The 25,428-nt window shown below is 46.0% G+C and carries 22 protein-coding genes, 1 tRNA gene and 1 pseudogene; 4 read left to right on the plus strand and 20 right to left on the minus strand.

Annotation, left to right across the window (positions count from 1 at the left end):
- Positions 1–7: 7 nt before the first annotated feature.
- Positions 8–373, minus strand: a complete 366-nt coding sequence (gene panD, locus ICN14_RS06385; RefSeq protein WP_216225671.1) for an aspartate 1-decarboxylase — start codon at positions 371–373, stop codon at positions 8–10.
- A 139-nt stretch (positions 374–512) separates the two neighbouring features.
- Positions 513–1,070, minus strand: a complete 558-nt coding sequence (locus tag ICN14_RS06390) for a phasin family protein (protein ID WP_216225672.1) — start codon at positions 1,068–1,070, stop codon at positions 513–515.
- Positions 1,071–1,284: 214 nt separating this feature from the next.
- Here ICN14_RS06390 and pagP point away from each other — a divergent pair, with 214 nt between their 5' ends.
- Positions 1,285–1,800 (plus strand): lipid IV(A) palmitoyltransferase PagP, encoded by a 516-nt coding sequence (gene pagP / locus ICN14_RS06395; RefSeq protein WP_216225673.1) that lies wholly within the window; start codon positions 1,285–1,287, stop codon positions 1,798–1,800.
- Positions 1,801–1,807: 7 nt separating this feature from the next.
- Here the strand turns inward: pagP and ICN14_RS06400 are convergent, their stop codons facing one another.
- The gene (locus tag ICN14_RS06400; RefSeq protein WP_216225674.1) at positions 1,808–2,368 is read right to left on the minus strand and encodes a peroxiredoxin; all 561 of its coding nucleotides are present in this window, start codon (positions 2,366–2,368) and stop codon (positions 1,808–1,810) included.
- A 30-nt stretch (positions 2,369–2,398) separates the two neighbouring features.
- Positions 2,399–2,965 (minus strand): SRPBCC family protein, encoded by a 567-nt coding sequence (locus tag ICN14_RS06405; protein ID WP_216225675.1) that lies wholly within the window; start codon positions 2,963–2,965, stop codon positions 2,399–2,401.
- A 429-nt stretch (positions 2,966–3,394) separates the two neighbouring features.
- On the opposite strand from ICN14_RS06405, the gene katG reads away from it, so the two are divergent.
- Positions 3,395–5,545: a catalase/peroxidase HPI gene (katG, locus tag ICN14_RS06410; protein ID WP_216225676.1), complete on the plus strand. Its 2,151-nt coding sequence runs from the start codon at positions 3,395–3,397 to the stop codon at positions 5,543–5,545.
- Positions 5,546–5,650: 105 nt separating this feature from the next.
- Here katG and ICN14_RS06415 read toward each other — a convergent pair whose 3' ends face one another.
- The 14 genes from ICN14_RS06415 to def all read right to left on the minus strand — a co-directional run bounded on the left by ICN14_RS06415 (position 5,651) and on the right by def (position 18,816).
- Complete coding sequence (locus ICN14_RS06415; RefSeq protein WP_216225677.1) at positions 5,651–6,403, minus strand: YoaK family protein; 753 nt, start codon at positions 6,401–6,403, stop codon at positions 5,651–5,653.
- A gap of 36 nt (positions 6,404–6,439) precedes the next feature.
- Complete coding sequence (locus tag ICN14_RS06420) at positions 6,440–7,123, minus strand: haloacid dehalogenase type II (RefSeq protein ID WP_216225678.1); 684 nt, start codon at positions 7,121–7,123, stop codon at positions 6,440–6,442.
- A 203-nt stretch (positions 7,124–7,326) separates the two neighbouring features.
- Positions 7,327–7,851 (minus strand): superoxide dismutase family protein, encoded by a 525-nt coding sequence (locus tag ICN14_RS06425; RefSeq protein WP_216225679.1) that lies wholly within the window; start codon positions 7,849–7,851, stop codon positions 7,327–7,329.
- A 186-nt stretch (positions 7,852–8,037) separates the two neighbouring features.
- On the minus strand, positions 8,038–8,463 hold the full coding sequence (locus ICN14_RS06430; RefSeq protein ID WP_216225680.1) for a BLUF domain-containing protein: 426 nt from the start codon (positions 8,461–8,463) through the stop codon (positions 8,038–8,040).
- Positions 8,464–8,639: 176 nt separating this feature from the next.
- Positions 8,640–9,038: an MAPEG family protein gene (locus tag ICN14_RS06435; RefSeq protein WP_216225681.1), complete on the minus strand. Its 399-nt coding sequence runs from the start codon at positions 9,036–9,038 to the stop codon at positions 8,640–8,642.
- Between the two features lie 119 nt (positions 9,039–9,157).
- Entirely contained in the window at positions 9,158–9,841 is a 684-nt protein-coding gene (locus ICN14_RS06440; protein ID WP_216225682.1) for a glutathione S-transferase family protein, read from the minus strand.
- A gap of 77 nt (positions 9,842–9,918) precedes the next feature.
- Positions 9,919–9,994, minus strand: a tRNA-Phe gene (locus ICN14_RS06445).
- Positions 9,995–10,098: 104 nt separating this feature from the next.
- On the minus strand, positions 10,099–12,309 hold the full coding sequence (locus ICN14_RS06450; protein ID WP_216225683.1) for an OsmC domain/YcaO domain-containing protein: 2,211 nt from the start codon (positions 12,307–12,309) through the stop codon (positions 10,099–10,101).
- A 106-nt stretch (positions 12,310–12,415) separates the two neighbouring features.
- Positions 12,416–13,096: a response regulator gene (locus ICN14_RS06455; protein WP_216225684.1), complete on the minus strand. Its 681-nt coding sequence runs from the start codon at positions 13,094–13,096 to the stop codon at positions 12,416–12,418.
- Positions 13,097–13,098: 2 nt separating this feature from the next.
- Positions 13,099–15,408, minus strand: a complete 2,310-nt coding sequence (locus ICN14_RS06460) for an ATP-binding protein (protein WP_216225685.1) — start codon at positions 15,406–15,408, stop codon at positions 13,099–13,101.
- The gene (locus ICN14_RS06465; protein ID WP_255535990.1) at positions 15,405–15,986 is read right to left on the minus strand and encodes a DUF4390 domain-containing protein; all 582 of its coding nucleotides are present in this window, start codon (positions 15,984–15,986) and stop codon (positions 15,405–15,407) included. Before ICN14_RS06465 ends, ICN14_RS06460 begins: the two co-directional genes overlap by 4 nt.
- The gene (gene rsmB / locus ICN14_RS06470) at positions 15,983–17,296 is read right to left on the minus strand and encodes a 16S rRNA (cytosine(967)-C(5))-methyltransferase RsmB (RefSeq protein ID WP_216225686.1); all 1,314 of its coding nucleotides are present in this window, start codon (positions 17,294–17,296) and stop codon (positions 15,983–15,985) included. The genes ICN14_RS06465 and rsmB overlap by 4 nt, the downstream gene beginning before the upstream one ends.
- A gap of 1 nt (position 17,297) precedes the next feature.
- Complete coding sequence (gene fmt, locus ICN14_RS06475) at positions 17,298–18,293, minus strand: methionyl-tRNA formyltransferase (protein ID WP_216225687.1); 996 nt, start codon at positions 18,291–18,293, stop codon at positions 17,298–17,300.
- Between the two features lie 7 nt (positions 18,294–18,300).
- Positions 18,301–18,816 (minus strand): peptide deformylase, encoded by a 516-nt coding sequence (gene def, locus ICN14_RS06480; protein WP_216225688.1) that lies wholly within the window; start codon positions 18,814–18,816, stop codon positions 18,301–18,303.
- 71 nt (positions 18,817–18,887) lie between these two features.
- Here def and dprA point away from each other — a divergent pair, with 71 nt between their 5' ends.
- Positions 18,888–19,586, plus strand: a complete 699-nt coding sequence (dprA, locus tag ICN14_RS06485) for a DNA-processing protein DprA (protein WP_216225689.1) — start codon at positions 18,888–18,890, stop codon at positions 19,584–19,586.
- Positions 19,587–19,785: 199 nt separating this feature from the next.
- Entirely contained in the window at positions 19,786–22,464 is a 2,679-nt protein-coding gene (locus ICN14_RS06490; protein WP_216225690.1) for a DNA topoisomerase III, read from the plus strand.
- Here ICN14_RS06490 and mnmC read toward each other — a convergent pair.
- Both mnmC and ICN14_RS06495 read right to left on the minus strand, forming a co-directional pair.
- A pseudogene (gene mnmC / locus ICN14_RS10365) lies at positions 22,434–23,525 on the minus strand (FAD-dependent 5-carboxymethylaminomethyl-2-thiouridine(34) oxidoreductase MnmC); the annotation flags it as partial. The gene ICN14_RS06490 and the pseudogene mnmC overlap by 31 nt on opposite strands.
- Positions 23,526–23,572: 47 nt before the next feature.
- A complete protein-coding gene (locus tag ICN14_RS06495; protein WP_216225691.1) occupies positions 23,573–25,420 on the minus strand; it encodes a phosphoenolpyruvate carboxykinase (GTP) in 1,848 nt (615 codons plus the stop codon).
- Positions 25,421–25,428: the final 8 nt, after the last annotated feature.

Genomic DNA, 25,428 nt, shown 5'->3' on the forward strand with positions numbered 1-25,428 from the left:
AAAGTAATTAATTAACCTTCTTAATTTCTTTAATGTTATTGCCGTCACCTAATAAAACAATTTTAGGGACATGCTTTGCAACTTCATCGTTGCTGACCTGCCCATAGGTGCAAATAATCAGGTGGTCTCCAACATGCGCCTTACGTGCGGCAGCACCATTTAGAGAAATAATTCCAGAGCCACGCTTTGCCTTGATGATGTAAGTTGAGAAACGTTCGCCGTTGTTAATGTTGTAGAGCTCGATTTTTTCAAACTCGCGCATATCAGCAGCATCGAGTAAATCCTCATCGATTCCACACGAGCCCTCGTAATGCAAATCCGCTTCTGTAACGGTTGCTCTGTGAATTTTTCCCAACAACATAATGCGATTCATACGATTTCCTCAAAAATTAACAGCGCGCTACTACAAGCATTTATAAAAGCTATTTGTTTATTTTCTCAAATTTTTTTGAAGTAGCGCCATTAAAAAACCCCGCTTACACGGGGCTTTCTATGCGACTATTATCTACTAATTACTTGGTACGGCTTTTTGCTGCCTTAGGGGCTTGGCCAAATTGACCTTGTGCAGTCTTCATTGCTGTTTCAACACTTTTCTCAAAGTTTGCAAAGGCATCTTGAGTTGTTGAGCGGACTTGGTCAAAGTTTTGCATTGCTGTATTGAATGCAGATGTGAAGGCACTCACATATGCTTCTGAGCCAGCAGGTGCTTTTGAAGTAGCGGCAGCTACAAAGCTCTTCAAGTCATCTTGTGACTGGTCAATGGCAGCCTCTACAGCTTCAACCAATTCTTGGTTACCGCGACGCAATACTGCAGCCACTTTTTTCTGATACGCAGCAACTTCAGCAACAGCTTCTTGTACTTCTGGGCTTTGCAAAAGGTCTAGTGCGGCTTTGGCATCTTTGCCCTTCAACAGCTCGGCAGCCTTAGCTTGCGCATTTGCTACGGCTTGTTGAGCAGCCTGGTAATTGATTTCTGCCAATTCTTGAGCATTCTCAAGGGCTGTTTGTCCTAATGCACGGGCGCTTTCTACGGATTTAGCTTGATTTTCTGCAAATTGATTTTTGAACATGATATTTCCTTTAAGGGGTTATTTGTTGCACTGCACCATATTAATAGCTTATTTTGGGCTTAGCAAGCAAATATTGCTGCAAAGCAACATATAATTATGTTAATTCAGGTGATTTATTACAAAAACAGCATTTAAGCCTCACTTAGAGGTCTTTTACTCAGTTCAGAAATTCTTAGTTATGTGCCGTAGATTTATTGTCCTTTTACTGCTCTGCATGCCATTTGCAGCCCCTCGCGGTGAAACCGTCTCCGAGTGGTTCCAGACCACAACTACGCATCTTGAATCGGTTTGGGATAAAGGCGGCAACGAGCTTTACATCCCCCTCTATACCTATCACATGCCTTATGCGTATTCTCAAGAAAAGATTAATGAATACACCTCCTACCCAATGGGCATTGGATTCGGCAGAGGCTTAATGAATGAGAGTGGCAACTGGGAAGGCATTTATGGAATGACCTTCAAAGACTCGCACGGAATCTATCAATACATGGTGGGCTATGGGTGGATACCTATGTGGAATATCGGCAGCAGCCCCGACTGGAAGTATGGCGTTGGTGCAACCGTCTTCATCATGTCTCGCCAAGACATCATGAACTACATCCCCTTCCCCGGAGTGCTCCCTATTGCCTCAATCAGCTACAAAGATCTCAGTATTCAGACCGCCTATGTGCCTGGTGGACAAAACGTTGGAAACGTCTTGTTCACCTGGGCCAAATACAATCTGCCTTAACTTTAAGTTAGGCGGGGTTATTTTTTAGATAGTCCATCACCCAAGCTGGATCACTATCACTCGGAAATATTGGGTAGTGCACAGCCTCAATCACGCCATCATTCGCAATCAAAGTGATGCGCTTTAATAAAGTCATTCCAGCAGCAACAAAAGTTGGCAAGCGCAAAGCTTGCTGCAGCTGATAATCCACATCACTTAATACTGGAAATGGTAAGTGCAATCGATCCGCCATCTCTTTTTGGTATTCAGTTGACTGCACACTGAGACCAACAACATCGGCACCTAAATCGCGCAGCTCTTGATAGTGATCTCTAAATGAGCAGCTTTGTGGCGTGCATCCTCTGGCTCCAGGTATTTGATCCCAGCCTTCCGGCAGCGGAACATTAGGCTGACCTGTCATTGGATAACAGTAAATCACCAGACGACCTTTGCTCTCGCCAAGATTGAATTGACCAGCATTAGTCGCGCCCAATGAGATGGCAGGTAAGTGCATACCCACTAAATGAGAGGCGGCCCCATCATCTTGAGGAATCGGCAGATCAGTAGGCAATTGATTGAGATTTGTCATAGATTGAATCTTAGCCCAAAAATAACTAGCCTACCTACATGGTTTTGTCGAAGCTGACTTCTTGAGTGACGCCAGCTCAGCCATTGATTCAAACTGTCGTCGCAAGACATTTTTGATGAAAAACTCGATTACCGCTGATGGCACAAGAGAGTTTGGCTCAACCTGTGCATCGTATTTAAATGTGGTGAATTCTTTTTCGGGCAAGAGTCGCCAACTTCCCTTGTAATACTTGGTGTCTCCACTTATCTGCTCAAAGAGCAACGCTTTGTTGGGAAACTCAATGTACTCCAACTCCGAACGCATCTCAAATGGGATGAATAAAATTCTCTCTTCAAGCAAGCGGGCAACCTTCACTTTATTGCCCGATCTAGAGAGCACTTTTGAATCTACAACTCCAGGCAAACTTTTAATGCCCTCATAGTCGGTGATAAATGCGAAGGCTTCGCATGCGGTAATTGGCACCTCATAGCTTGCATTTACTTGAAAGCGGTCACCAGCCCTCGTGACGGCAACCTTTAAGTCATAAGGATTGGACGCCTCTTGCGCAAAGGCAATGCCAAACGCCGCAATCAGAAAAAAGTAGAGAAGTCGCTTCATGCCATTAGTTTAGTGGCTAATATAGCCGCCTTATGCTTAGGCAATTCGATGAATACGCTGGTGTGGCCAGGAATCTTTGTAATGATTTGCATGCCAGCCCATGAATGACATAGGGGTCTATCAAATTCCAGATCACCTGATCTAATTATCGATTTAATAGATTATTAAGTTCATATTAATTCATTGGACGGATCATCTAACTAAGAACAAGATGATCCCATCGCAACACACAATGAAGGGAGCCACAAAATGAAAACTCAAGTTACATTGGCCGGAGTTCATAAAGGAAGGCAGGAGATGAATATTCTTATCGCATTCATGGCGGGAGAATAAAAAAGGTCAAATACACAGACCGTTTATAGCTTTATCAGTTAGTCTGAATAGGTCAGGCTGACAAAGCAAAAATGATTTACCTACAAGGAGATCTAAATGACATCAAAAGGAATGTGCCCAGTTGCTCATGGGGCCAATACCGAATCAAGCAGCACCCCTATGGCATGGTGGCCAAAATCACTGAACCTGGATATTCTTCATCAGCAAGATACAAAGACAAATCCAATGGGTCCGTCATTTAACTATCGAGATGAATTAAAAAAACTCGATATAGGTGCGCTCAATCAAGATATGAAAGAGTTGCTGCTCAACAGTCAAGACTGGTGGCCGGCAGACTGGGGTCACTACGGCGGCCTGATGATTCGCATGGCATGGCACTCTGCCGGTAGCTATCGTATTGCCGATGGACGCGGTGGAGCTGGTACGGGCAATCAACGCTTTGCCCCATTGAACTCTTGGCCAGATAATGCAAACCTAGATAAAGCCCGTCGCCTCTTATGGCCCATCAAAAAGAAATACGGCAACAAAGTCAGTTGGGCCGATCTCATGATCTTGGCTGGCACTATTGCCTATGAATCTATGGGCCTCAAAACATTTGGATTTTCATTTGGCCGCGAAGATATTTGGCATCCAGAAAAAGATATTTATTGGGGCTCTGAAAAAGAATGGCTCCAAAAAAGCGGTGGCGAAGGAAGTCGCTACTCTGGCGAACGAGATTTAGCTAATCCACTTGCCGCTGTCATGATGGGTTTGATCTATGTAAATCCAGAGGGTGTAGATGGCAATCCAGATCCCTTGAAAACCGCTCAAGACATTCGGGTAACTTTTGCTCGCATGGCTATGAATGATGAAGAGACTGTTGCCCTAACTGCAGGCGGCCACACCGTTGGCAAAGCGCACGGTAATGGCAATGCGGCCAATCTTGGACCAGCGCCAGAAGGAGCGCCAATTGATGAGCAGGGTCTTGGCTGGATGAATCACAAGACTCGTGGCATTGGCAGAGATACCGTAACCAGTGGAATTGAAGGCGCTTGGACAACACATCCAACCCAGTGGGATAACGGTTACTTCCATTTGCTACTGAATTACGAATGGAAGCTGACTAAGAGTCCGGCGGGTGCTTGGCAATATGAACCTATCAATATTAAAGAAGAGGATAAGCCGGTTGATGTTGAAGATGCCTCTATTCGCTGTATGCCAATGATGACTGATGCGGACATGGCAATGAAGGTGGATCCTGAATATCGCAAAATCTCAGAGAAGTTTCATAAAGATCAAGCCTATTTCTCCGAAACGTTTGCTAGGGCTTGGTTTAAGTTAACGCATCGCGATATGGGTCCTAAAGCAAGGTACTTTGGACCAGATGTTCCCAAAGAAGATTTGATCTGGCAGGATCCAGTGCCGGCAGGTCCAAAAGACTATGGCATTGAAGCTGTCAAAACGAAGATCAAAGCCAGTGGCTTATCCATTAGCGATCTCGTAAGCACTGCTTGGGATAGTGCGCGCACTTATCGTGGGTCAGATAAGCGCGGCGGCGCTAATGGTGCGCGCATTCGTTTAGCGCCACAGAAAGATTGGGCAGGAAACGAGCCAGAACGTTTGGCAAGGGTTCTGTCGGTCTACGAAAAAATTGCCACAGAATCCGGCATTAGCATTGCCGATACCATCGTACTTGGCGGCAATATCGGCATTGAACAGGCCGCCAAAGCTGGAGGGTTTGATATCAAGGCGCCATTTACTCCAGGCCGTGGTGACGCTACTCAAGCAATGACAGATGTAGAGTCATTTGAAGTTCTTGAACCACTCGCAGACGGCTATCGCAATTGGTTGAAAGAAAGTTATGTCGTTACTTCAGAAGAGTTGCTCTTAGACCGTACGCAATTGATGGGACTCACCGCCCAAGAGATGACTGCGCTGGTAGGTGGCATGCGTGTACTTGGAACAAACTATGGCGGGACGAAACACGGGGTATTCACAGAAAGAGAAGGCGTATTAAGCAATGACTTCTTCATTAATCTGACTGATATGAATTACCAGTGGAAGCCTACCGGGCGAAATGGCTACGACATTGTTGAGCGCAATACGGGCGACACGAAATGGACTGCCACTCGAGTTGATCTGGTATTTGGCTCTAACTCTATCCTGCGCGCCTACGCAGAGGTTTATGCGCAAGATGACAACAAAGAAAAGTTTGTGAATGACTTTTTTGCTGCCTGGACTAAGGTCATGAACGCAGACCTGTTTTAATTTATACGGCAGTAACTTGTAGTAATTAGGGGGGCTTTTGCCTCCCTAATTTTTTAGTATTGCAGCTAGAGCTTTACATCTCGTTTGAAACCAAAAGCAAACAGGCTAACTCTTCAATAGCACCCTGATGTCTCGATAAATCTGCAAGCTTGCTATGAGCACAAGGGAGAGGGAGAGTGGCACTACCGCCATATAACCGACTGTTTTAAAACTAATCGCCCCGATAATTCCGCCAATCAAGAACATTCCGAAAATAAATAAATGGGTTTTTAACTTTTCCCGGTTCGCTCTGACATATCCACCTTCATTGGCTTGCGTCGATTTATTCCAATAAATTAACTTCCCCACCTCTATTCCAATATCCGTAATGACACCCGTCATATGAGTTGTTCTAATTTCCGCTTTAGAGGCTTTAGTAACGATGGCATTTTGCAAGCCCATCACAAAGCACAGGAGAAGAGCAATCGCTGGAACAGTTAAGGGTAGATATAAGTTAAGGTTAGCGCCCACCAAGCCAAAGACCAATAACAGGGCGGCCTCTAGAAATAGTGGCAAGGCAAACTCGCTATGAATTTTTCTTCTATGGCCCCAATTAACAATGATGGCCGTGGTAGCTGCACCAAATAGAAATGAGAGCAAAAGTGAGATGCCGCCTAAAACTGAAATGAAGTCATTCAGAGCAAGGTCATCACCAATTGCAGAAATAATTCCACTCATATGAGATGTGTAACGCGAAATAGCCAAGAAACCGCCAGCATTTACAGCGCCCGCCACAAACGCCATATAGGCGCCCAATTGAATATTGGTTTTGGCGGATCGCTGTGCGCTTGTTAAGCGATGAATAAACTCAATTGGCATTAAGCCTTCATTTTACGGCCCTAAACTTAACAAGCCCTAAATAACTTCCAAAACTTTACTCAACGAGCCGCCTTCATAGTCTGGCCTCTCACCAATTTCCTCAAAGGGGTGCCCCAGCCGATTAACCCAAAACACATCAAAACCAAACCACTTTGCTGCTAGCGCATCCCAAGCATTGCTCGATACAAAAAGAACTTCTTCTTTTTTAACTGGAAACGCTTTTAAAAGAAGTTCGTAGGCTTGAGGGGCGGTCTTAAATAATCGCACATCCTCAACGGTGACCACTTGATCCAAATAAGCAGTGAGGCCATTACTCTCAACTACTGTCGCCAACATCTCTCTACTGCCATTAGACAAAATTGCTGTAGCAATGCCTTTATTTTTTATTGTCTTAAGAACATGCAGGCTATCTTCAAAACCAGTGAGCTTGGCATACTGATCCATCAGCTGCTTCTCGTGGTCAGGGCTGAGATTTAAGTTCATGCGCTTACATACGTAACGCAAGGACCGAACTGTTAATTCCCAAAACGGAAGGTAGTACTTGCTACCGCCAGGATTAGGATCGCTCATGGTAACTAAGCGGGTGTACTCAATTTGGCGATCACGCCACATTAGGGCGAAGACCTGGCCATTACCAGGAAATAAATCTTCTGCCAACTTTCCCATGGAATACACATCAAATAATGTTCCATAAGCATCAAAAGCGATGAGCTTATACATACAGCCTCCTTGTTATCAGCCTGTATTTGTATTGTCGTTTAAAACAATTGTTCTAGTGGGGCGGAACGCTTGCGTCACGTCAGATCCATTGATTGTTAATCAATTTATAGCAGATCTCCGCTAATACTAAAACCACTCGAAGGTGGTTTTAGTATTTCTTGGTGACTCTGGGCAGAATCAGCTATAGTCGTTTGCACCGAATCCTACTTAATCAAGCCACATGCAATTCTTGGGCCAGAATTTCCGGCTGGTTGAGATTTATAGTCATCAGGATCACGATGAACAACAACGGATCTTCCCAATATTCCAACCGGTCCATTATTAACAGCAAATCCACTTAACTTTGCCGAATAAACAGCATTGCCATTCGCATCTGATTTGATATTTGGCATATCGCCAGCATGATTTGAGCCGCTTCCTGGCATGCCGTGTGATTTTGTATCAGGGTTGAAATGACCCCCTGCACTAGTAGCATCCGGCGCGGAGCAATCTCCCTTTTCGTGAACATGAAACCCTTGTTCAGAATTTGGCTTCAAACCAGAAAAGTTTCCAGTCACTAATACATCATGCCCTTGCCATACAAAATTAACCGTTCCTTTTGCATTCGAGCCTGAACGCGAGTCTAGGGTAGCCGATGCTTTTTGACCAGTACCATGCTCCATTGACTGACAGGCTACCAAAGACAAAATGGACGCGGCGCCAATTAATAGAGATACTTTTTTAATCATTATTCGTCTCCTGTGTTTATGTCTGATCAGAATAGATCTTTTATGGGTGCTCTTCAACGAAAATAGAGACCATTCTCTAAGTAGTCTTATTAACTAAGCCCAAGAACTACGAAGCAAATGAAAAACCGCTCGAAGATGGTTTTGATGGCCCGGTAGCGAATCGACTAGAGCCGGAGATGCGAAATCCTAATCTTGATTACCTTTAGCTACTGAGCGCATGATTCTCAATAATTCATCATCATGGCTTGGAAGCCCATCAAGCAAACCAACTAGATGCGGTACATCTTTAGCAATTTGATCGCCCCCATAAAACCTTAAGGCCCAATTAGGGAACAATCTTTGGTCAATCTCATCCAGCTCGATTTGATGCAGAACCTGATGACGAGAGTCTTTTTGTATTTTTTCCCAAATGAATAAAACATCTTTTCGCTTACCCTCAATAATCTGGGCAAAATGGCCATTCTCGAAGAACAGGGCTCCAGTAAGCTCATGCTCTAAATTCCACTTTCGAGCAACATCAAATAGATAGATTAAGCTTGAAAGGCCCATGTCATGAGTTGCTTTGCTGATATAACTCAGCTCAACCAATTGATTTGGATCATCAGCACTCACTTCTTCTCCTAGCATCTAAAAATACCTACGAAAACTAAAGTCAGTTTGTTCTTTTAGTTACCAAGCTTAAATGGGCAATAACCCTATCGGAGGGAAATAAAAAGCCACCCGAAGGTGGTTTTGGTGTTTCTTGGTGGCCCCGGGCAGAATCGAACTAGGGGTCAAGGATGCTGACTCTATGGAACCAGCATGAAAAGAGCCCATCCCAAGTTCAATACAGCCAATGTTATTAGCGTATAAAAAGTAAATTTCATTCCAAGAATCCGCTTACCGAAATCTGGTGGTGGCACGTTAATCCCTTTGGCATGAATTAACCGACCAATAATTAAAGTGATGCCAGGTATGGCAACAAGCCACCAGGGAGCGCCGTTTAACTCCAGGCAAGCAATCAAAATTATTCCAAAAGGAACATACTCAGCAAAGTTCCCCTGGGCTCGAATCGCTCTCTCAAGGTCTTCGTGACCGCCACTTCCTAAGCCAACCTTATTCTTTCTTCTCAAGCCAATAACAGCAAAAGAGAGTTTTACAAAGATGGCGGTTAATGCAGAGGCGATGATTGAGGTGACTAATAGCATTTAGGGCTCCCGAGAGAATTACTACATATTAATCAGAAAAAGAAAAAACCACCCGAAGGTGGTTTTGGTGTTTCTTGGTGGCCCGAGGCGGAATCGACCGGAGCCTGGGATGCTTGACCCTATTTCTTGAGTCGTTCATTGCTGGGGAAGAGATTCTTTCTCGAATCCTCATCTACTTCTGTCTTAAAGGTGTATTTGGCCTTAATCGCCTCCACAGCCTGAGCGCTTGGCTTAGCATTAATCTCATCTAAAAGGCGTTTCACACTAGGTAGTTTTTCCCAGGCACCCTCGCCCAGTACAAATGGAATAACTCTTGCCCAGCCCCAAACAGACATATCCACAATGCTGTATTCGCTGAGCATATAGGGCTGATTAGATAGGCGCTCTTCAATTAACAACCAGTGACGCCAGGCTTCGAAGTCATAGCGATTTACCGCATATTCTTTTGGCTCTGGGGCAAAGTGCTTAAAGTGAACGGCTTGTCCACAATAAGGGCCAATACCAGTCGCAACAAACATGAGCCACGAGTAAAGCTCGGCATGTGCCTGTGGCGTATTTGCTGGCATGAACTTGCCAATCTTCTCGCCTAAGTAGAGCATGATGGCATTGCTATCAAATACCTTAATATCGCCATCGACTAAAGCAGGCGTCTTTCCATTAGGATTGATTGCTCTAAATTCTGGTTTGTGCTGATCGCCCTTGCGAGTATCAGTCACAATAATTTCATAAGGCGTATTTGTCTCTTCTAAATATAAAGCCACTTTTGCTGGATTGGGTGATGGGTGATAGTAGAGCTTAAGCATTTTTTATTCCTAGAAATAGGTCTTTTTAATAATACCCACAAATGAAAAAACCACCCGAAGGTGGTTTTGGTGTTTCTTGGTGGCCCGGGGCGGAATCGAACCACCGACACAAGGATTTTCAATCCTCTGCTCTACCGACTGAGCTACCAGGCCAAGAGTTGGAATTATAAATGAAACTCCATTCCAGCCTGAAAAATGGGTCAACCATCAATAAGTCACCGGTAAAGGCTGTAAATCTGTGGCAAAAAGCTCTTACCCTAGCCCTGACTAGAGGGATCTACAGTTTTAGCTCTAGCAGCATGTAATTTTCTATAGCTATCAATCAAGCGATGATGCCTATCGAGGCCCTCTAGCTTCATACTGGTTGGAGTCAATCCATAGAAGCGGATACTTCCTTCGACCGAGCCCATGACAGCATCCATTCTCTCGGCGCCAAACATTCTACGGAAGCTGACAATGTAATCATCCAACTCCAAATTATCATCCAGCAAAACCTCTAGCACCGCATTTAATGCCTGATAAAACAATTTTCGCTCGACTGTATTGTCGTTGTATTGGAGGAAAGCACCGACAAGCTCATGCGCCTCTTCAAATTGCTTTAAGGCAAGATGGATCAATAGCTTTAGTTCGAGAACTGTTAGCTGACCCCAAGGCGTGTTCTCATCAAATTCAACACCAATCAATGTAGCAATATCGCCGTACTCATCTAGCTCATTATTTTCTAAACGCTCGAGCAGCGCACTTAGGCCTGCATCATCTAAATTCGATAAATTCAAAATATCAGCACGGAATAACAGCGCTTTATTGGTGTTATCCCAAATCAAATCTTCGATTGGATAAATCTCAGAATAACCTGGTATTAAGATTCGGCAGGCAATCGCGCCTAACTGGTCATACACCGCAACGTATGACTCCTTGCCCAATGATTTAAGAATGCCGAATAAGGTGGCGGCTTCTTGAGCATTTGAGTTTTCTCCTTTTCCAGAAAAATCCCAATCAACAAAATCGTAATCTGACCTTGCACTGAAAAATCGCCACGACACAATACCGCTTGAATCGATAAAGTGCTCAACAAAATTATTTGGCTCGGTAACCGCTTCACTAGCAAAAGTGGGCGGGGGTAAATCATTCAAGCCATCCAAGCTTCGACCTTGCAATAGTTCCGTTAGACTTCGCTCTAGAGCGAGCTCTAGGCCGGGATGAGCTCCAAAGGATGCAAATACTCCACCCGTTCGTGGGTTCATCAAGGTAACGCACATGACCGGGTAGACGCCGCCTAATGATGCGTCCTTGACCAACACTGGAAAGCCTTGATCCTCAAGACTCTGAATGCCCTCCAGAATGCCAGGGTATCTGGCAAGCACTTCTTGCGGTACATCAGGCAAAGCAATTTCGCCTTCAATAATTTCTCGCTTCACTGCCCGCTCGAAAATCTCTGATAAGCATTGCACTTGAGCCTCAGCTAAGGTGTTGCCAGCACTCATGCCATTGCTAACATAAAGATTCTCAATCAGGCTCGATGGAAAATAAACCGTCTCGCCATCGGACTGACGAACATATGGCAAAGAACAAATCCCGCGCTCTACATTACCGGAATTAGTATCGATTAAATGTGAGCCACGCAGTTCTCCATCAGAATTAAAAACCTTTAGGCAATACTCATCAAGAATTTCTGGAGGGAGTGCATCTTTCGGTCCTGGCTTAAACCAGCGCTCATTCGGGTAATGAACAAATGCGCCATTAGCAATATCTTCGCCCCAGAATACCCCAGCGTAAAAGTGATTGTTGCTGAGTCGTTCGATGTACTCACCCAGCGCTGAGGCCAAAGCACTTTCCTTTGTAGAGCCTTTACCATTTGTAAAGCACATTGGCGAGTGCGCATCGCGAATATGTAAAGACCACACATTGGGAATCAGATTGCGCCATGAGGCGATTTCAATCTTGATTCCTAGATTGGCCAACACGCTGGACATATTGGCAATGGTTTGCTCTAGCGGTAAATCCTTTCCTGCAATATAAGTGCACGCATCAGAGGCTGGCTTTAGCGTCAGCAAAGTCTGCGCATCAGCATCTAAATTCTTGACCTCTTCGATCACAAACTCGGGTCCAGCTTGAACGACTTTTTTTACAGTGCAGCGCTCAATCGAGCGCAATATGCCCTGACGATCATTCGCGGAGATATCTTCTGGCAATTCAACTTGAATTTTAAAAATCTGTTGATAGCGATTCTCTGGATCAACAATGTTATTTTGCGAAAGGCGAATATTCTCAGTTGAAATATTGCGTGTATCGCAATATAGCTTTACAAAATATGCCGCGCATAAAGCCGATGAGGCTAGAAAGTAATCAAAAGGTCCGGGGGCTGACCCGTCTCCCTTATACCGAATGGGCTGATCAGCAATCACCGTGAAGTCGTCGAACTTGGCCTCAAGACGCAACTTATCGAGAAAGTTAACCTTTATTTCCATGGGAGTAATTCCGAAATGATATGGGCACTATTATCCGTCGCATCGGCGATGCTGTGTGCCGTATCAATGACTTCAAAGAATCATTGCCAAGGTTGATGGCGGGTGTTTACTGCTCAGCCTTATTGCGCGACGTATCGATTCCTAAAGCCTTTAACTTACGGTAAAGGTGGGTGCGCTCGAGACCGGTGTATTCAGAAATCTTGGTCATACTACCGCCCATAATGATCATTTGGTGCTCAAAGTAGGCTTTTTCGAATAAGTCCCTAGCCTCTCGCAGCGGCAAATCAAAATAGGTTTTTGCTATCCCGCTAATATATTCACCATCCTGAGCTTGGGGCACCTGCTCACTGACTACCGCCTTAGGGCTTGGGCTTGATGAAGATGCTGAGGTAGCCCTTTCTTCAACTGGTTCCACGTATTTCGGGGAACTCTCCAGTGCTTTATTGACCGTCTTTAGTAACTTTTGGAGCGCAATCGGCTTTTCTAAAAAGTTCAGAGCACCAATACGCGTAGCTTCAACCGCAGTATCAATCGTGGCATGCCCAGACATCATGACTACTGGCATCGTGAGCTGCCCGGTCTTGGACCACTCTTTTAATAGGGTAATGCCATCAACATCTGGCATCCAGATATCAAGCAAAACAAGATCTGGGCGCATTTGCTCGCGGATTGTGCGAGCCTGCATAGCGCTCTCTGCCGCATAAACGGTGTGGCCTTCATCCGTCAGAATCTCATTGAGAAGCTCTCGGATTCCCATCTCATCATCGACCACCAAAATACTTGCCATTCTTATGCTGCCTCTTTTGCCAGATTCATAAACAAAATTGATACTTGCGCGCCGATCACCTCATCTCCCTGCATGCGGTTCCGAACCTCAATCTTGGCACCGTGGTCATCAACGATTTTCTTCACTACCGCCAGACCCAATCCGGTGCCCTTACTCTTTGTTGTTACGTACGGTTCAAATGCTCTTGCCAATATCTTAGCTGGAAATCCTGAACCGCTATCACTTATTGTTAATCGCACCGCATTTTGTGGCGCGCCACTGAGCTCTCCGTAAGACACCAATTCTGTTTTTACTTCAACTGGATCAGCCTGATGCTTGCCCTCAAGAGTAGCATCTTGAGCGTTTTGCAAAAGATTATGAATAATCTGTCTCAGTTGAGTGGGGTCACCCATAATATTTGGGCAACGTGAATCAAGTTGAGTTTTTAGTGGGCTTCCTTCATACAAACCCAAGATCTCATGCGTCAAAGTATTAATTGAGATGGATTTCAACTGCGGGCTTGGCGTCTTAGCAAAATCCCTAAAATCATTCACCATTTCTTTCATGGCCTGCACTTGCCCAATGATGGTTTCCGTACTGCGATTCATCATCTCTTCCTGCTCGGGACTCAATTTACCAGCCAACTTGTGTTGCAATCTCTCGGCTGAGAGCTGTATGGGGGTTAGCGGATTCTTGATCTCATGAGCCAGGCGCCTTGCCACCTCACTCCAAGCAATAGAGCGCTGCGCGCTCACCACATCAGTAATGTCATCAAAGACCACCATACGTAAATCTGCAGTCAGCTCGGTTCCGCGAATAAATAAAGTAACGCCAGGTTCATTCTCAAACTCATTTGTACTGTGAAGTTGAATTTGTTTTTGCCAAACTGGCGCTGATTTATTCTTATCTAAGGACGGCTTTTCACCTTCCATACCAACCGTTAGCTTCATAGTGGCAAAGCCTTCTTTAATGGCTTGCTCAAACTCAATCAAAGTTGGGCTATCACCTAAAGGGCGCCCATCCAGTTGCGTTAAGTCTTGCCCAAAGATGCGGTCAGCACCTGCATTGCTAGATACCACGTTAAAGTTTTTATCAAAGATGCAAACACCGGCAGTTAAATTACCCAATACCGTCTCTAAAAATGATTTGGACTCTTGTAGAGATGTTCTGGTATCAGCAAGTTGGCGAGTCATCACATTAAATTGACGCGTCAACATGCCCAACTCATCGCCGGTGTCGAGCTCTGGCTTGGGAGACAAATCTCCCTGAGCAACAGCCTGCGTGCCTTTTAATAGCATTAGCAAAGGTCTGGCCAGTTGACGACCCAGAACTAGTGCCAAAGTGACCGCTACAAATAATGCAAAAAATAGCGTTAATGTGAGCGTGCCCACAAACATTTTTCGTAAACCGGTCCTACCCAATGATTTTTCTTGGTAGTCGCTGTAGGCAGACTCAACCGCAACGATATTCTTGGCCAAAGGGCCCGGAATAAAGCGCACCAACTGCAGAAAATATTTATCCTCTATATCTTTACCAGAGTCGCCTTTGCTGGAGATATTTTTTTTACGCACAATCGGCACAATCGCCCTTACTCGATAGCCGCGTTGCCCGCCATCCATTTCAATTTGATCTATGAAGGTGACGCCCTTCTTTTTAAAGGCTTCTGCAATAACGTCGGGACCAGGCGCAGGAAAATATTTTTTGGGTCGTGACTCGCTGGTTAGAATTAAGTTGCGCTGAATATTAAATAGGCTCACTTCTTGAATGCCAAATTGATTGCGCGCTTTCATCACCATGGCACCAACTTGTTCAGAAGTTGCCCCGGACGGAACCTGCACAATTTGCTCGGCGATGTAATTGCCCTCAGCCAAAATCTCTTCTTGCGCAACGCGCAGAGTAACGCGACCCAACTCAAGACCGGCATCTAAGGCAGACTCTACTTGGACATCAAACCAGGTTTCAATACTGCGGGATACGAACTGCAGAGATACGCCATACAAAATTAATCCCGGGACAACGCCAACCAAAGCAAAAATCATAGCTAGCTTGGCTACTAGGCGCGTACCAAATCTGCCCTTACGCCAACGAACAGCAATCACAATCACCAAAGTCAGAATAACTAAGGTTAAACAAATGCCAATGATTACATTGGCCGCATAGAGCCAAATAAAATAGTTATCAAAAAACTCGGTGTTTGATGTTGCAATTGACAGGAGCACTAAGAGCAAGAGGGCGAAGGCACCAATCACCGCCATCGCTATAGGCAGAGCACGCCTTTTCCAGGCGTCCTTCTCAAACGCATTGGACCCAATGAAGTCTAAAGATATCTTCATCGTTTAATGACGTTGGAGCCAGTTGGTAGAAATGGAAAGCGTAGCCAATCGCTAGTTACGTTCCAGTCGCGATTATTTAATGCATTCACTTGAAACGGCTTTGGTAACTTACTTAAATCTAAAGTCATTCTTAATGCCGCAGTGTAAGACTTGCTGGGATCAATTTGATTGCCATCAATTACCCGCCAACCTCCAATGCTACCTACTGCCTGCAAAGCTTCAAACATTGTCTTTGCGGAGAAGGTAAAGCCTTCAGAGGCGATACGATATTGCTGTGTCATCGGCTGATATGACAAGCGCGTTAGTCGTTGTGCCAGGGCAGATTTTTCATCAAACCAATACCAACGCGAACGGGTTACATCAAACTCAGTCTGAAAATATAAGACCACGCCTTTTTGAACTGCATCTTCTAGGCCTGGAGTTAATTCAATCTGGAACGTTGCATTTAATAGCCAGTCACCATCCACCCGCTCAAGGTCAGCAGATTTAAGCTTGATTCCCTCTGCGCTTGCAGCCGCTGAAAATAAGCTCAGCGCCATCAAAACACAAAGGATGAATTGTTTAATGCCTTGGCTCATGCACCATTTTTCTTAAACAAAGCGTAATAAAAACCGTCATTTAGCTCGGCGGGCAAAATTTGTCCGGGGGCGCTTAATCGTAACGCATCAGCATGCTCTGCCGCAAACCAAGTTGCCTGTTCTTCGCCCTCTTCTGGAAACACAGAGCAAGTGACATACAAAAGCGTGCCGCCATTCTTGAGCATCTTCCAAGCCTGCTCCAATATGGCACGCTGTCTAAGCTGCAGGGCCTTAATGTCTGCCTCACGGCGTAAGAAGGGAATGTCTGGGTGCCTTGCAACAATGCCAGATGCTGAGCAGGGTGCATCTAATAGAATTTTGTCGAATGGCTTTCCATCCCACCAAGCGGCCTTTGAGGCATCGCCGCGCACCACTCGAACAGCGTCAGACTGAAGACGCAAACGATCTAAGTTGCCGCCAATTTTTCCAAGGCGCTCGCCATCCAACTCTAAGGCAGTCATCTCGCATTGTGCTAGCTCTAGTAAATGGGCGGTTTTGCCGCCAGGTGCTGCACAAGCATCCAATATGCGCTCGCCCGGTTTTGGGTCAAGCAATATGGCTGCAATTTGGGCGCCCGCATCTTGAACAGACACTGCGCCACTATAAAAGCCTGGCAAATCCGAAACTGGCACCGGCTCGCGCAAGAGTAAAGCGGAATCTAGCGCGATCCCAGCAACACTCTCAATAGGCTCAGCAGCTATGCCAGCTTGAAGCAATAACTCTTGGTATTCCTTGCGTGTATGTTGTTTAACGTTCACCCGCAAAATTAAAGGTGCGCGCTGGGCTTGCTGAATTAACATGGCCTGCCAAGCTTTGGAGTAGTTTCGCTTCAGACTGGCCCGCCACCAAGGCGGAAAGAACATTGGAATCGGGTCTGGCGGATAAGGCTTTTCATTCTCAGCCTGAACTGCAAGACTCACTTTACGCAGCACAGCATTCACTAAGCCCTTGGCATACATCGTCGGCTCATATTCACTGCAAGCTTTTACAGCCTGATCAACGATCGTATGTGCTGCGTAGCCCTTGCCTTCGGTAGCACCCTGCAAAAACAAGGCAATCGCTACGCTTAATAAATATTCCACTTCCAGTGGTGGCGCCTTTGGAATGAACTGTTGAATAAACTCATGTGATCTCACCCACTTACGCAAAGCATCAAACGTAAGGCTTTGCACAATGGGCCGTTCGTGAGTATCCAGCTGATCCAACACTTCTGTGAGCGATCGACCTACCATCACCTCGCCAATTGCTTGCGCAGAAATAGTAATCGCCTCTGATAGCGGAAGACTGCGTGGTGTTTTTTGATCGGTCAAATTAATCTTTCTTGAACTGCATTATTTTTTCTTGTGTGCGATAGCTTTGAAGGCAAGCACTAGCGCTCGTTTTTTTTCCGCCGGGCTTTTGCATTTCTAAGACTTCAATCACACCCTCTCCACACTGGACATGCACAGCATCTCCATCAAATCCCACAACCTGTCCTGGGGTGGCGCCTTGAAGTGTTTGCGTTTTGCTGGGCAAGCAAGAATTCCAAAACTTGAATTGCTCGCCATGAAGGCTACTAGTGGATCCGGGGAATGGATTAAAAGCACGAATACGTTGATCAATTTCAATGGCACTTAAATGCCAATCGATCTCTGCTTCGTTCTTTAATATTTTCTCTGCATAGGTAACACCTGCGCTAGGCTGCGGAGTTCTTGCGATGCCATGCCCTTTATCCAAGTCATTAAGCGTCTTGACCATGAGCTCCGCGCCCAAGAGTGCTAAACGATCATGGAGCGATGCGCTAGTTTCATGGGGCGTAATTTCTAGATTGCCCACTAAAACGGTATCACCCGTGTCTAAGCCTGCATCCATCTGCATGATGCTCACGCCCGTGGTGGCATCACCACTCTCGATGGCACGCTGTATCGGCGCTGCACCACGCCATCTTGGCAACAAGGAAGCGTGAATATTAAAGCAGCCATATCTACCATTGCGAGAGGCAATATCCAGAATGTCTTGGGGAAGAATTAATCCATAAGCAACAACTACCATTGCATCAAAATCAATATCAGATAAATATTGATAAGCCTCTTCAGCGGCAAGCTTCTTTTGTGGATCTGCATGTTCCCGCTTCAGCGTTTCTGGTTGCAATACGGGAATGTTTTTCTCTTGCGCAAATACTTTTACAGGGCTGGCTTGAAGATGCATGCCGCGACCAGCACGACGATCTGGTTGAGTAAGCGCTAAAACAATTTCATGGCCTGCATCATCTATTGCACGCATTGCCTGTGCAGCAAACTCTGGGGTGCCAGCAAAAACAATTTTCATTGGGCGCTTAGCGCTCGCCTACTAATTCTTTTGCGCGCTTTTTCATTTTGAGAGAAATGCGGTTGCGCTTCAACATCGAGAGATACTCAACAAATACTTTTCCTTGTAAGTGATCCATCTCATGTTGCAAGCAGACTGATAACAAACCATCTGCCTCTACCTCAAATTCTTTACCGTTAATATCAAGCGCCTTCACTCGCACAACTGCTGGGCGGTCTACTTCATCGTAATACTCGGGCACAGAGAGACAGCCTTCACGCCATGATTTTATTTCTGGGCTTGCCCAAACTAATTCTGGGTTGATGAACACCATTAATTCATCTTGATTATCTGAAACATCAATCACCACAATTCGCTCATGAATATCCACCTGAGTTGCAGCCAAACCAACGCCAGGTGCTTCGTACATTGTCTCGGCCATATCGGCCACAATTTTTTTGATGCGTGAGTCTACCTGCGCCACGGGTTTTGCAACCTTGTGTAGGCGTGGATCTGGATAGCAAAGGACGGTTAATAAAGCCATATGGGAATTATCCAACAGAGTAATCAGACTGTCCCGATAGTTCTCTCTCGCCCTATGCTGAAAATTGCCTTATGCACATTCCCAAAAGCCCTCATATCATTCAAATACACCGGGACACCCCTGGCTACCCAGTTCGCTTGCTAGATTTATGCGACCCGCCTCATTCGCTCTATATATATGGGGACATTAGCCTGCTGAATTTGCCCATGATTGCCATTGTTGGATCGCGCGCCGCCAGCCCAGAAGGAATCAAAAACGCTCACTATTTTGCACAGGCCCTATCTGCGCAGGGGTATCTCATCATTTCTGGCCTAGCCAAAGGGATTGATGGTGCCGCCCATCTAGGCGCACTTGGGCCAAATCAAGATAATCCAACCCTAGCAGTATGCGGAACGGGGCTGGATATTGTGTATCCAAAAGAGCATCTTCGATTAGCCAAGGCTATTGCAGGTGTCGGGCTCTTGGTCTCTGAGTTGGCCCCAGGATTGGGTCCAAAACCTTGGCACTTCCCGCGCCGGAACCGCCTCATTGCAGCCCTAGCCCTAGGAATCCTGGTAATTGAGGCTGCTGAGCGCTCTGGCTCGCTAATTACTGCCAGGCTGGGGTGTGAGCTTGGCAGGGAGATTTTTGCGATTCCCGGATCAATACATCACCCCCTTTCTAGGGGCTGCCACCAACTCCTGCAGCAAGGCGCCAAGCTGGTGCAATCTCCAAAAGATATTCTTGAGGAGTTGCCAAAACACCAAAAAACCTCATTTAAAGTGCTTTAAAAGCTTATTTCGACTAAATTAGCCCTTTATAAGACCCTTGGGTTGGTCCCAAAAAATGCAGGTTTTGGACTTTTATTAATTTATCGGTTAATAATAAAAAAGAGGGGTGCGGTGGGTTTACCCAGGATCTGGTTTAAATTGGTCGCCCGTTTCCACCCATTAAAAACATCATTTCTAGCTCAAATTTAGGCAAAAGCGCGTGGCAACTAAAGCAACTACCAAAAAAAGCAGCTCAAAGACCTCAACCGTAGATCATCCTAAGGCGCTGATCATTGCGGAGAAACCTTCTGTTGCCAATGACATTGCCAAGGCTTTGGGTGGCTTCACTAAATATGAGGACTATTTCGAAAGCGATGACTTTGTTATCTCTTCCGCGGTTGGCCATCTACTAGAAATTGCCGCCCCCGAAGAATTTGATGTCAAACGCGGCAAGTGGTCATTTGCAAATCTTCCGGTTGTGCCACCCTATTTTGATTTGCGCCCAATCGCTAAAACCGAATCGCGGCTGAAGGTATTGCAAAAGCTCATTAAGCGTAAAGATATCAATGAACTCATTAATGCATGTGATGCGGGACGCGAAGGTGAGTTGATCTTCCGTCTGATTGCGCAGCACGCAAAAGCACCTCAAGCAATCAAGCGACTTTGGTTGCAGTCAATGACACCAGCAGCCATTCGTGATGGCTTTGCTTCACTGCGTAGCGATAGCGATATGCAGCCGCTAGCAGATGCAGCGCGTTGCCGCTCTGAAGCAGATTGGCTCGTGGGAATCAACGGTACTCGCGCCATGACTGCGTTCAACAGTAAGAGTGGTGGATTCTTTCTAACAACGGTTGGTCGAGTACAAACGCCGACGTTATCAATTGTGGTGGAGCGCGAAGAGCTCATCCGTAAATTTATCTCCAAAGATTATTGGGAGGTGAAGGCTGAGTTTATTGCTGCAGCCGGCGTGTATGAAGGCCGTTGGTTTGATCCGAAGTTTAAGAAAGATGCGGCCGCTCCAGATGCTCGCGAGAATCGCCTGTGGAGCGAAGCAGCAGCACAAAGCATTGTTGCAGCCTGTCGCGGCAAAAAGGCGAGCGTTAAAGAGGAGGCAAAACCAGCCACTCAGCTAGCGCCACAACTATTTGACTTAACAAGCTTGCAACGCGAAGCCAATGCACGCTTTGGCTTTTCTGCTAAAAATACTTTGGGTTTGGCACAGGCGCTTTACGAGCGTCATAAGGTACTTACTTATCCGCGTACCGATGCAAAAGCATTGCCTGAAGATTATCTAGATACCGTGAAGCAGACCATGGAAAATTTGGCTGAACATTCACAAGAATATCGCGCTTTCGCCAAACAAATTTTGCAGGGCGATCCTAAGGATCCAAAATCTAAGGCTGGGTATGGCTGGATCAAACCAAACAAACGTATTTTTGACAACTCAAAGATATCTGATCACTTTGCAATCATCCCCACCTTAGAGTCTCCAAAGAGCCTGAGTGAGCCTGAGCAAAAGCTGTATGACTTGGTTGTGCGTCGCTTCTTGGCAGTGTTTTATCCCGCTGCTGAATTCCGCGTAACCACTCGCATCACCGAAGCATCAGGACACCACTTTAAAACTGAAGGTCGCGTACTGGTTACACCAGGTTGGCTAACGGTATATGGCAGATCCAATCAAGCAGATGACGAGTTAGTAGCAGTCCAAGAAGGTGAAACTGTTCAAACTGAATCCATCGCCGCCATTCCCTTAAAAACCAAGCCGCCAGCTCGCTACACCGAGGCAACTTTGTTATCAGCAATGGAAAGCGCTGGTAAGTGGGTAGATGATGATGACATGCGCGAAGCCATGGCCGAAAAGGGTCTGGGCACACCTGCAACACGTGCAGCCATTATTGAGGGGCTGCTAGCAGAAAAGTATATTGTTCGCGAAGCGCGTGAACTGATACCTACCGCTAAAGCATTTCAACTGATGACGCTTTTGCGTGGCTTAGATGTTGAAGAATTAACCAGGCCCGATCTCACCGGTAGCTGGGAAAACAAACTTTCCTTAATTGAGCGTGGCGAGATGAATCGCGACTCCTTCATGCAAGAAATTGCCCAGATGACCCAACGCATCGTCAAGCGCGCAAAAGAATATGACAGCGATACGATTCCTGGTGACTATGCCACTATGTCTACGCCATGCCCACACTGTAAAGGCGCGGTTAAAGAAAACTATCGCCGCTTTGCTTGTGAGAAATGCGGTTTTACGATTAGCAAAACCCCGGGTGGTCGTGCATTTGAATATCCCGAAGTAGAAGAGTTGCTACGCGAGAAAACTATTGGACCATTACAGGGTTTCCGCAGCAAAATGGGTAGGCCATTTGCAGCAATTATTAAATTAAGCGAAATTCCTGAAGACGATAAGGACTATCCAAACGCAGGCTTTAAGCTTGAATTTGACTTTGGCAACACTCAAGAAGATGAATCCGAGGCGATCGACTTCACTGGCCGTCAAGCCTTGGGCGTTTGTCCAAAATGTTCTGGCGCGGTGTATGAAGATGGTATGCGCTACTTGTGCGAAAGAAATACTGGGCCAGATAAGTCTTGTGATTTCAAAACCGGTAAGGTTGTTTTGCAACAAGAAATTTCTGCTGAGCAAGTTCAAAAATTGCTTACCGAAGGCAAAACAGATTTGCTAACCAATTTCAAATCCAACCGTACTGGCCGTGGCTTTAAGGCTTATCTTGCTTTAGGCGAGGATGGCAAAATTGGTTTTGAGTTTGAAGCAAAAGCACCTAAAGCGGGTGCCGCCGCTAAAGCGCCAGCGAAGAAGCGGGCGGGCGCCAGCGCAGCTACCAAGTCTGCAGCAAAACCTAAGCGAGCCAGCAAAGCAAAGTCATCCGCAAGCACTTGAGCAGTAATGAGTTTGGCCGCTAAAGCCGACCAAAGTGCACCTCTCGACCCCAGGGCTGTTGCTAAAAATATCCCTGGGCGTTGAGTAAGCGCGCCAATAATCGGTAAACGATCGCCAGCAACGCAACGAACACCTACAAAGCTCCCCGACTTTTGAAGTTGGGCAAGATCATCCTCTACGCAATTCAACAGGCCCCTTGCCTGCTCACGATTAAAGTCATCACTTGCATCCCAATCCTGAAGATCAGACTCTCCCTCATCAAAACTAGAGCCCACTACCCATTGATAACTTCCATCGGGTAACTTCTTCGCCGGCAAACAATAGCCATCGCCCGATATAGCGGTGCGAGGTAGTTTTGGTGCCCACGAACTATTTTCATCAATGGAAAAAATACTCAGCTGTCCGCGCACCGGCCTCAAGGGAAGTCGTACATCGATGCTTGCGGCTAACTTTTTCGTTTCGAGCGCTGCCGCAATAATGACTTTTCCAGCAGTCATAATGAACTTATCTTGAGGGTCAATTAACTGCCAGCCGGCATCAACTTTCTCTAGTCGGGCAACAGAAGTATTCCAGCAGCAAGTCAGCTTTGGGTGGGGGGCTAACGCATCTTGCGTTGCTTCAAACAAATTTAATGATGCGCCCCGTGGAAGCCAAATTCCATCTTGAAAAATTCCGCAAGCCTGCATTGCATCATCTGCATCAAGTGCTTGTGCCATACCTTCATCGAGATCGAGTGACTGCAGGTAGTTTGCAACTTCATCACGATTAAAAACTTTGTCTTTTTTATTTGGTTGAAAGATGCCATGCTGGTTCCAGACCTTGCCCCAGCGAGCTTCGGCCATCAGAAAGGCAATTCGAGTTAAGCGTAATAAACGGGGGGCGCCACGACCAACATGTGGGTGAGCAATAGCGTAAGCGTGACTAGAACATGCTGAAGCAGGGTGAGAGGCTGAGTCAACAATGCATACCGCTTGACCGCGCTCAAGCAGCTCACTAGCAATGCTTGATCCTGCAATGCCTGCCCCAATCACCACGATGTCATGGTGTTGGGGTGAGGTCATTAAATAAAGATGTTTTTAAAAAGGCTTCTTAAATTTCTAGGGGATGCCTAGGCGTTTAAGCGCTTCTCAATTTTGCTACGAGCTTCGATCAACTCTTTAGGTAAGCGCTCACCTAAATGCTCAAACAACTCTGAATGAAGTTTGAGCTCGCTCTTCCAATCATCAACACCAACAGTAATGGCTTTTTCAAACTTATCTACTGAGTAATCGAGACCATTCCAATGCATATCTGCGTGCTCTGGGCAAATACCAAATACAGTTTCTTTGCCTTTTGCTGTGCCTTCGGCGCGGCCCAAAATCCAAGAAAGTACGCGCATGTTTTCACCGAAACCAGGCCATACAAACTTGCCATTTTCATCTTTGCGGAACCAGTTCACACAATAGATCTTTGGCAACACAGCGCCTTCAGCAGCAAGCTTGCTACCGATGTTTAACCAATGTTGGAAGTAATCGCTCATGTTGTAGCCAGCAAATGCAATCATCGCAAAAGGATCGCGACGAACAACACCGACTTGACCAGTAATAGCGGCAGTAGTTTCAGAGCCCATTGTTGCGGCCATGTAAACACCCTCTACCCAGTCACGTGCTTCGCTTACCAATGGAACCGTGTTTGAGCGACGACCGCCAAACAAGAATGCATCAATCGCTACGCCCTCAGGATTATCCCAATTAGGATCAACTGCAGGGTTATTAGTAGCAGCTACAGTGAAGCGTGAATTTGGGTGCGCAGCTTTGCGACCAGCAGCGCCATCAGCAGGAGTCCAGTCCTTGCCTTGCCAATCAATTAAATGTGCTGGAGGCGTGTCAGTTAAGCCTTCCCACCAAACATCACCATCATCGGTTAAACCAACGTTTGTAAAGATCACGTCTTGGTTTAATGAATCGAGACAGTTTGGATTGGTTTGGCGATTTGTTCCTGGAGCAACACCAAAGTAACCAGACTCTGGATTAATCGCAAACAAACGTGTCTTACCTGTAACGGGGTCTTTGCGTGGCTTGATCCATGCAATGTCATCACCAACTGTAGTGACCTTCCAACCTTCGAAGCCTTTTGGAGGAATCATCATAGAGAAGTTGGTTTTTCCGCAGGCAGAAGGGAAAGCAGCAGCGATATGGTATTTCTTACCTTCAGGTGAAGTCACGCCCAAGATCAACATGTGCTCGGCCAACCAACCTTGATCGCGCCCCATATTGGATGCGATACGCAAAGCAAAACATTTTTTACCCAGCAATGCATTGCCGCCGTAACCAGATCCAAAAGACCAAATCTCGCGAGTTTCTGGGTAATGAACGATGTACTTGTTTTTGTTGTTAGGCCAAGCAACATCTTTTTCACCTGCAGCCAATGGCTTACCAACAGTGTGAATACAAGGAACGAATTCGCCAGTTGCACCCAGCTGATCAATCACTGCCTTGCCCATGCGAGTCATCAAGCGCATATTAATTGCTACATATGGACTATCGGAAAGCTCAACACCAATATGAGCGATTGGAGAACCAATTGGGCCCATTGAGAATGGCACTACGTACATTGTTCTGCCGCGCATGCAACCATCAAACAATGGCTGTAGAGTGGCGCGCATTTCGCTTGGCTCTACCCAGTTATTCGTTGGGCCTGCGTCTTCTTTTTTTGCAGAGCAAATAAAGGTACGGTCTTCAACACGAGCCACGTCATCCGGATCTGATAATGCTAAGAACGCGTTTTTGCGTTTAGCTGGGTTGAGACGCTTGAATACACCTGCATTTACCAGCAGTTCACAAAATTCATCGTACTCAGCCTGAGAACCATCACACCAACGGATTTTGTCTGGTTTAGTTAAGGCGGCTATATCTGCAACCCATTGAATCAGTTTTTGATTTTTTACGTACTCAGGTGCATTGGTATTGATAGTCATGAGAGTCC

Source organism: Polynucleobacter sp. MG-27-Goln-C1, assembly GCF_018881905.1.
Lineage (GTDB): Bacteria > Pseudomonadota > Gammaproteobacteria > Burkholderiales > Burkholderiaceae > Polynucleobacter.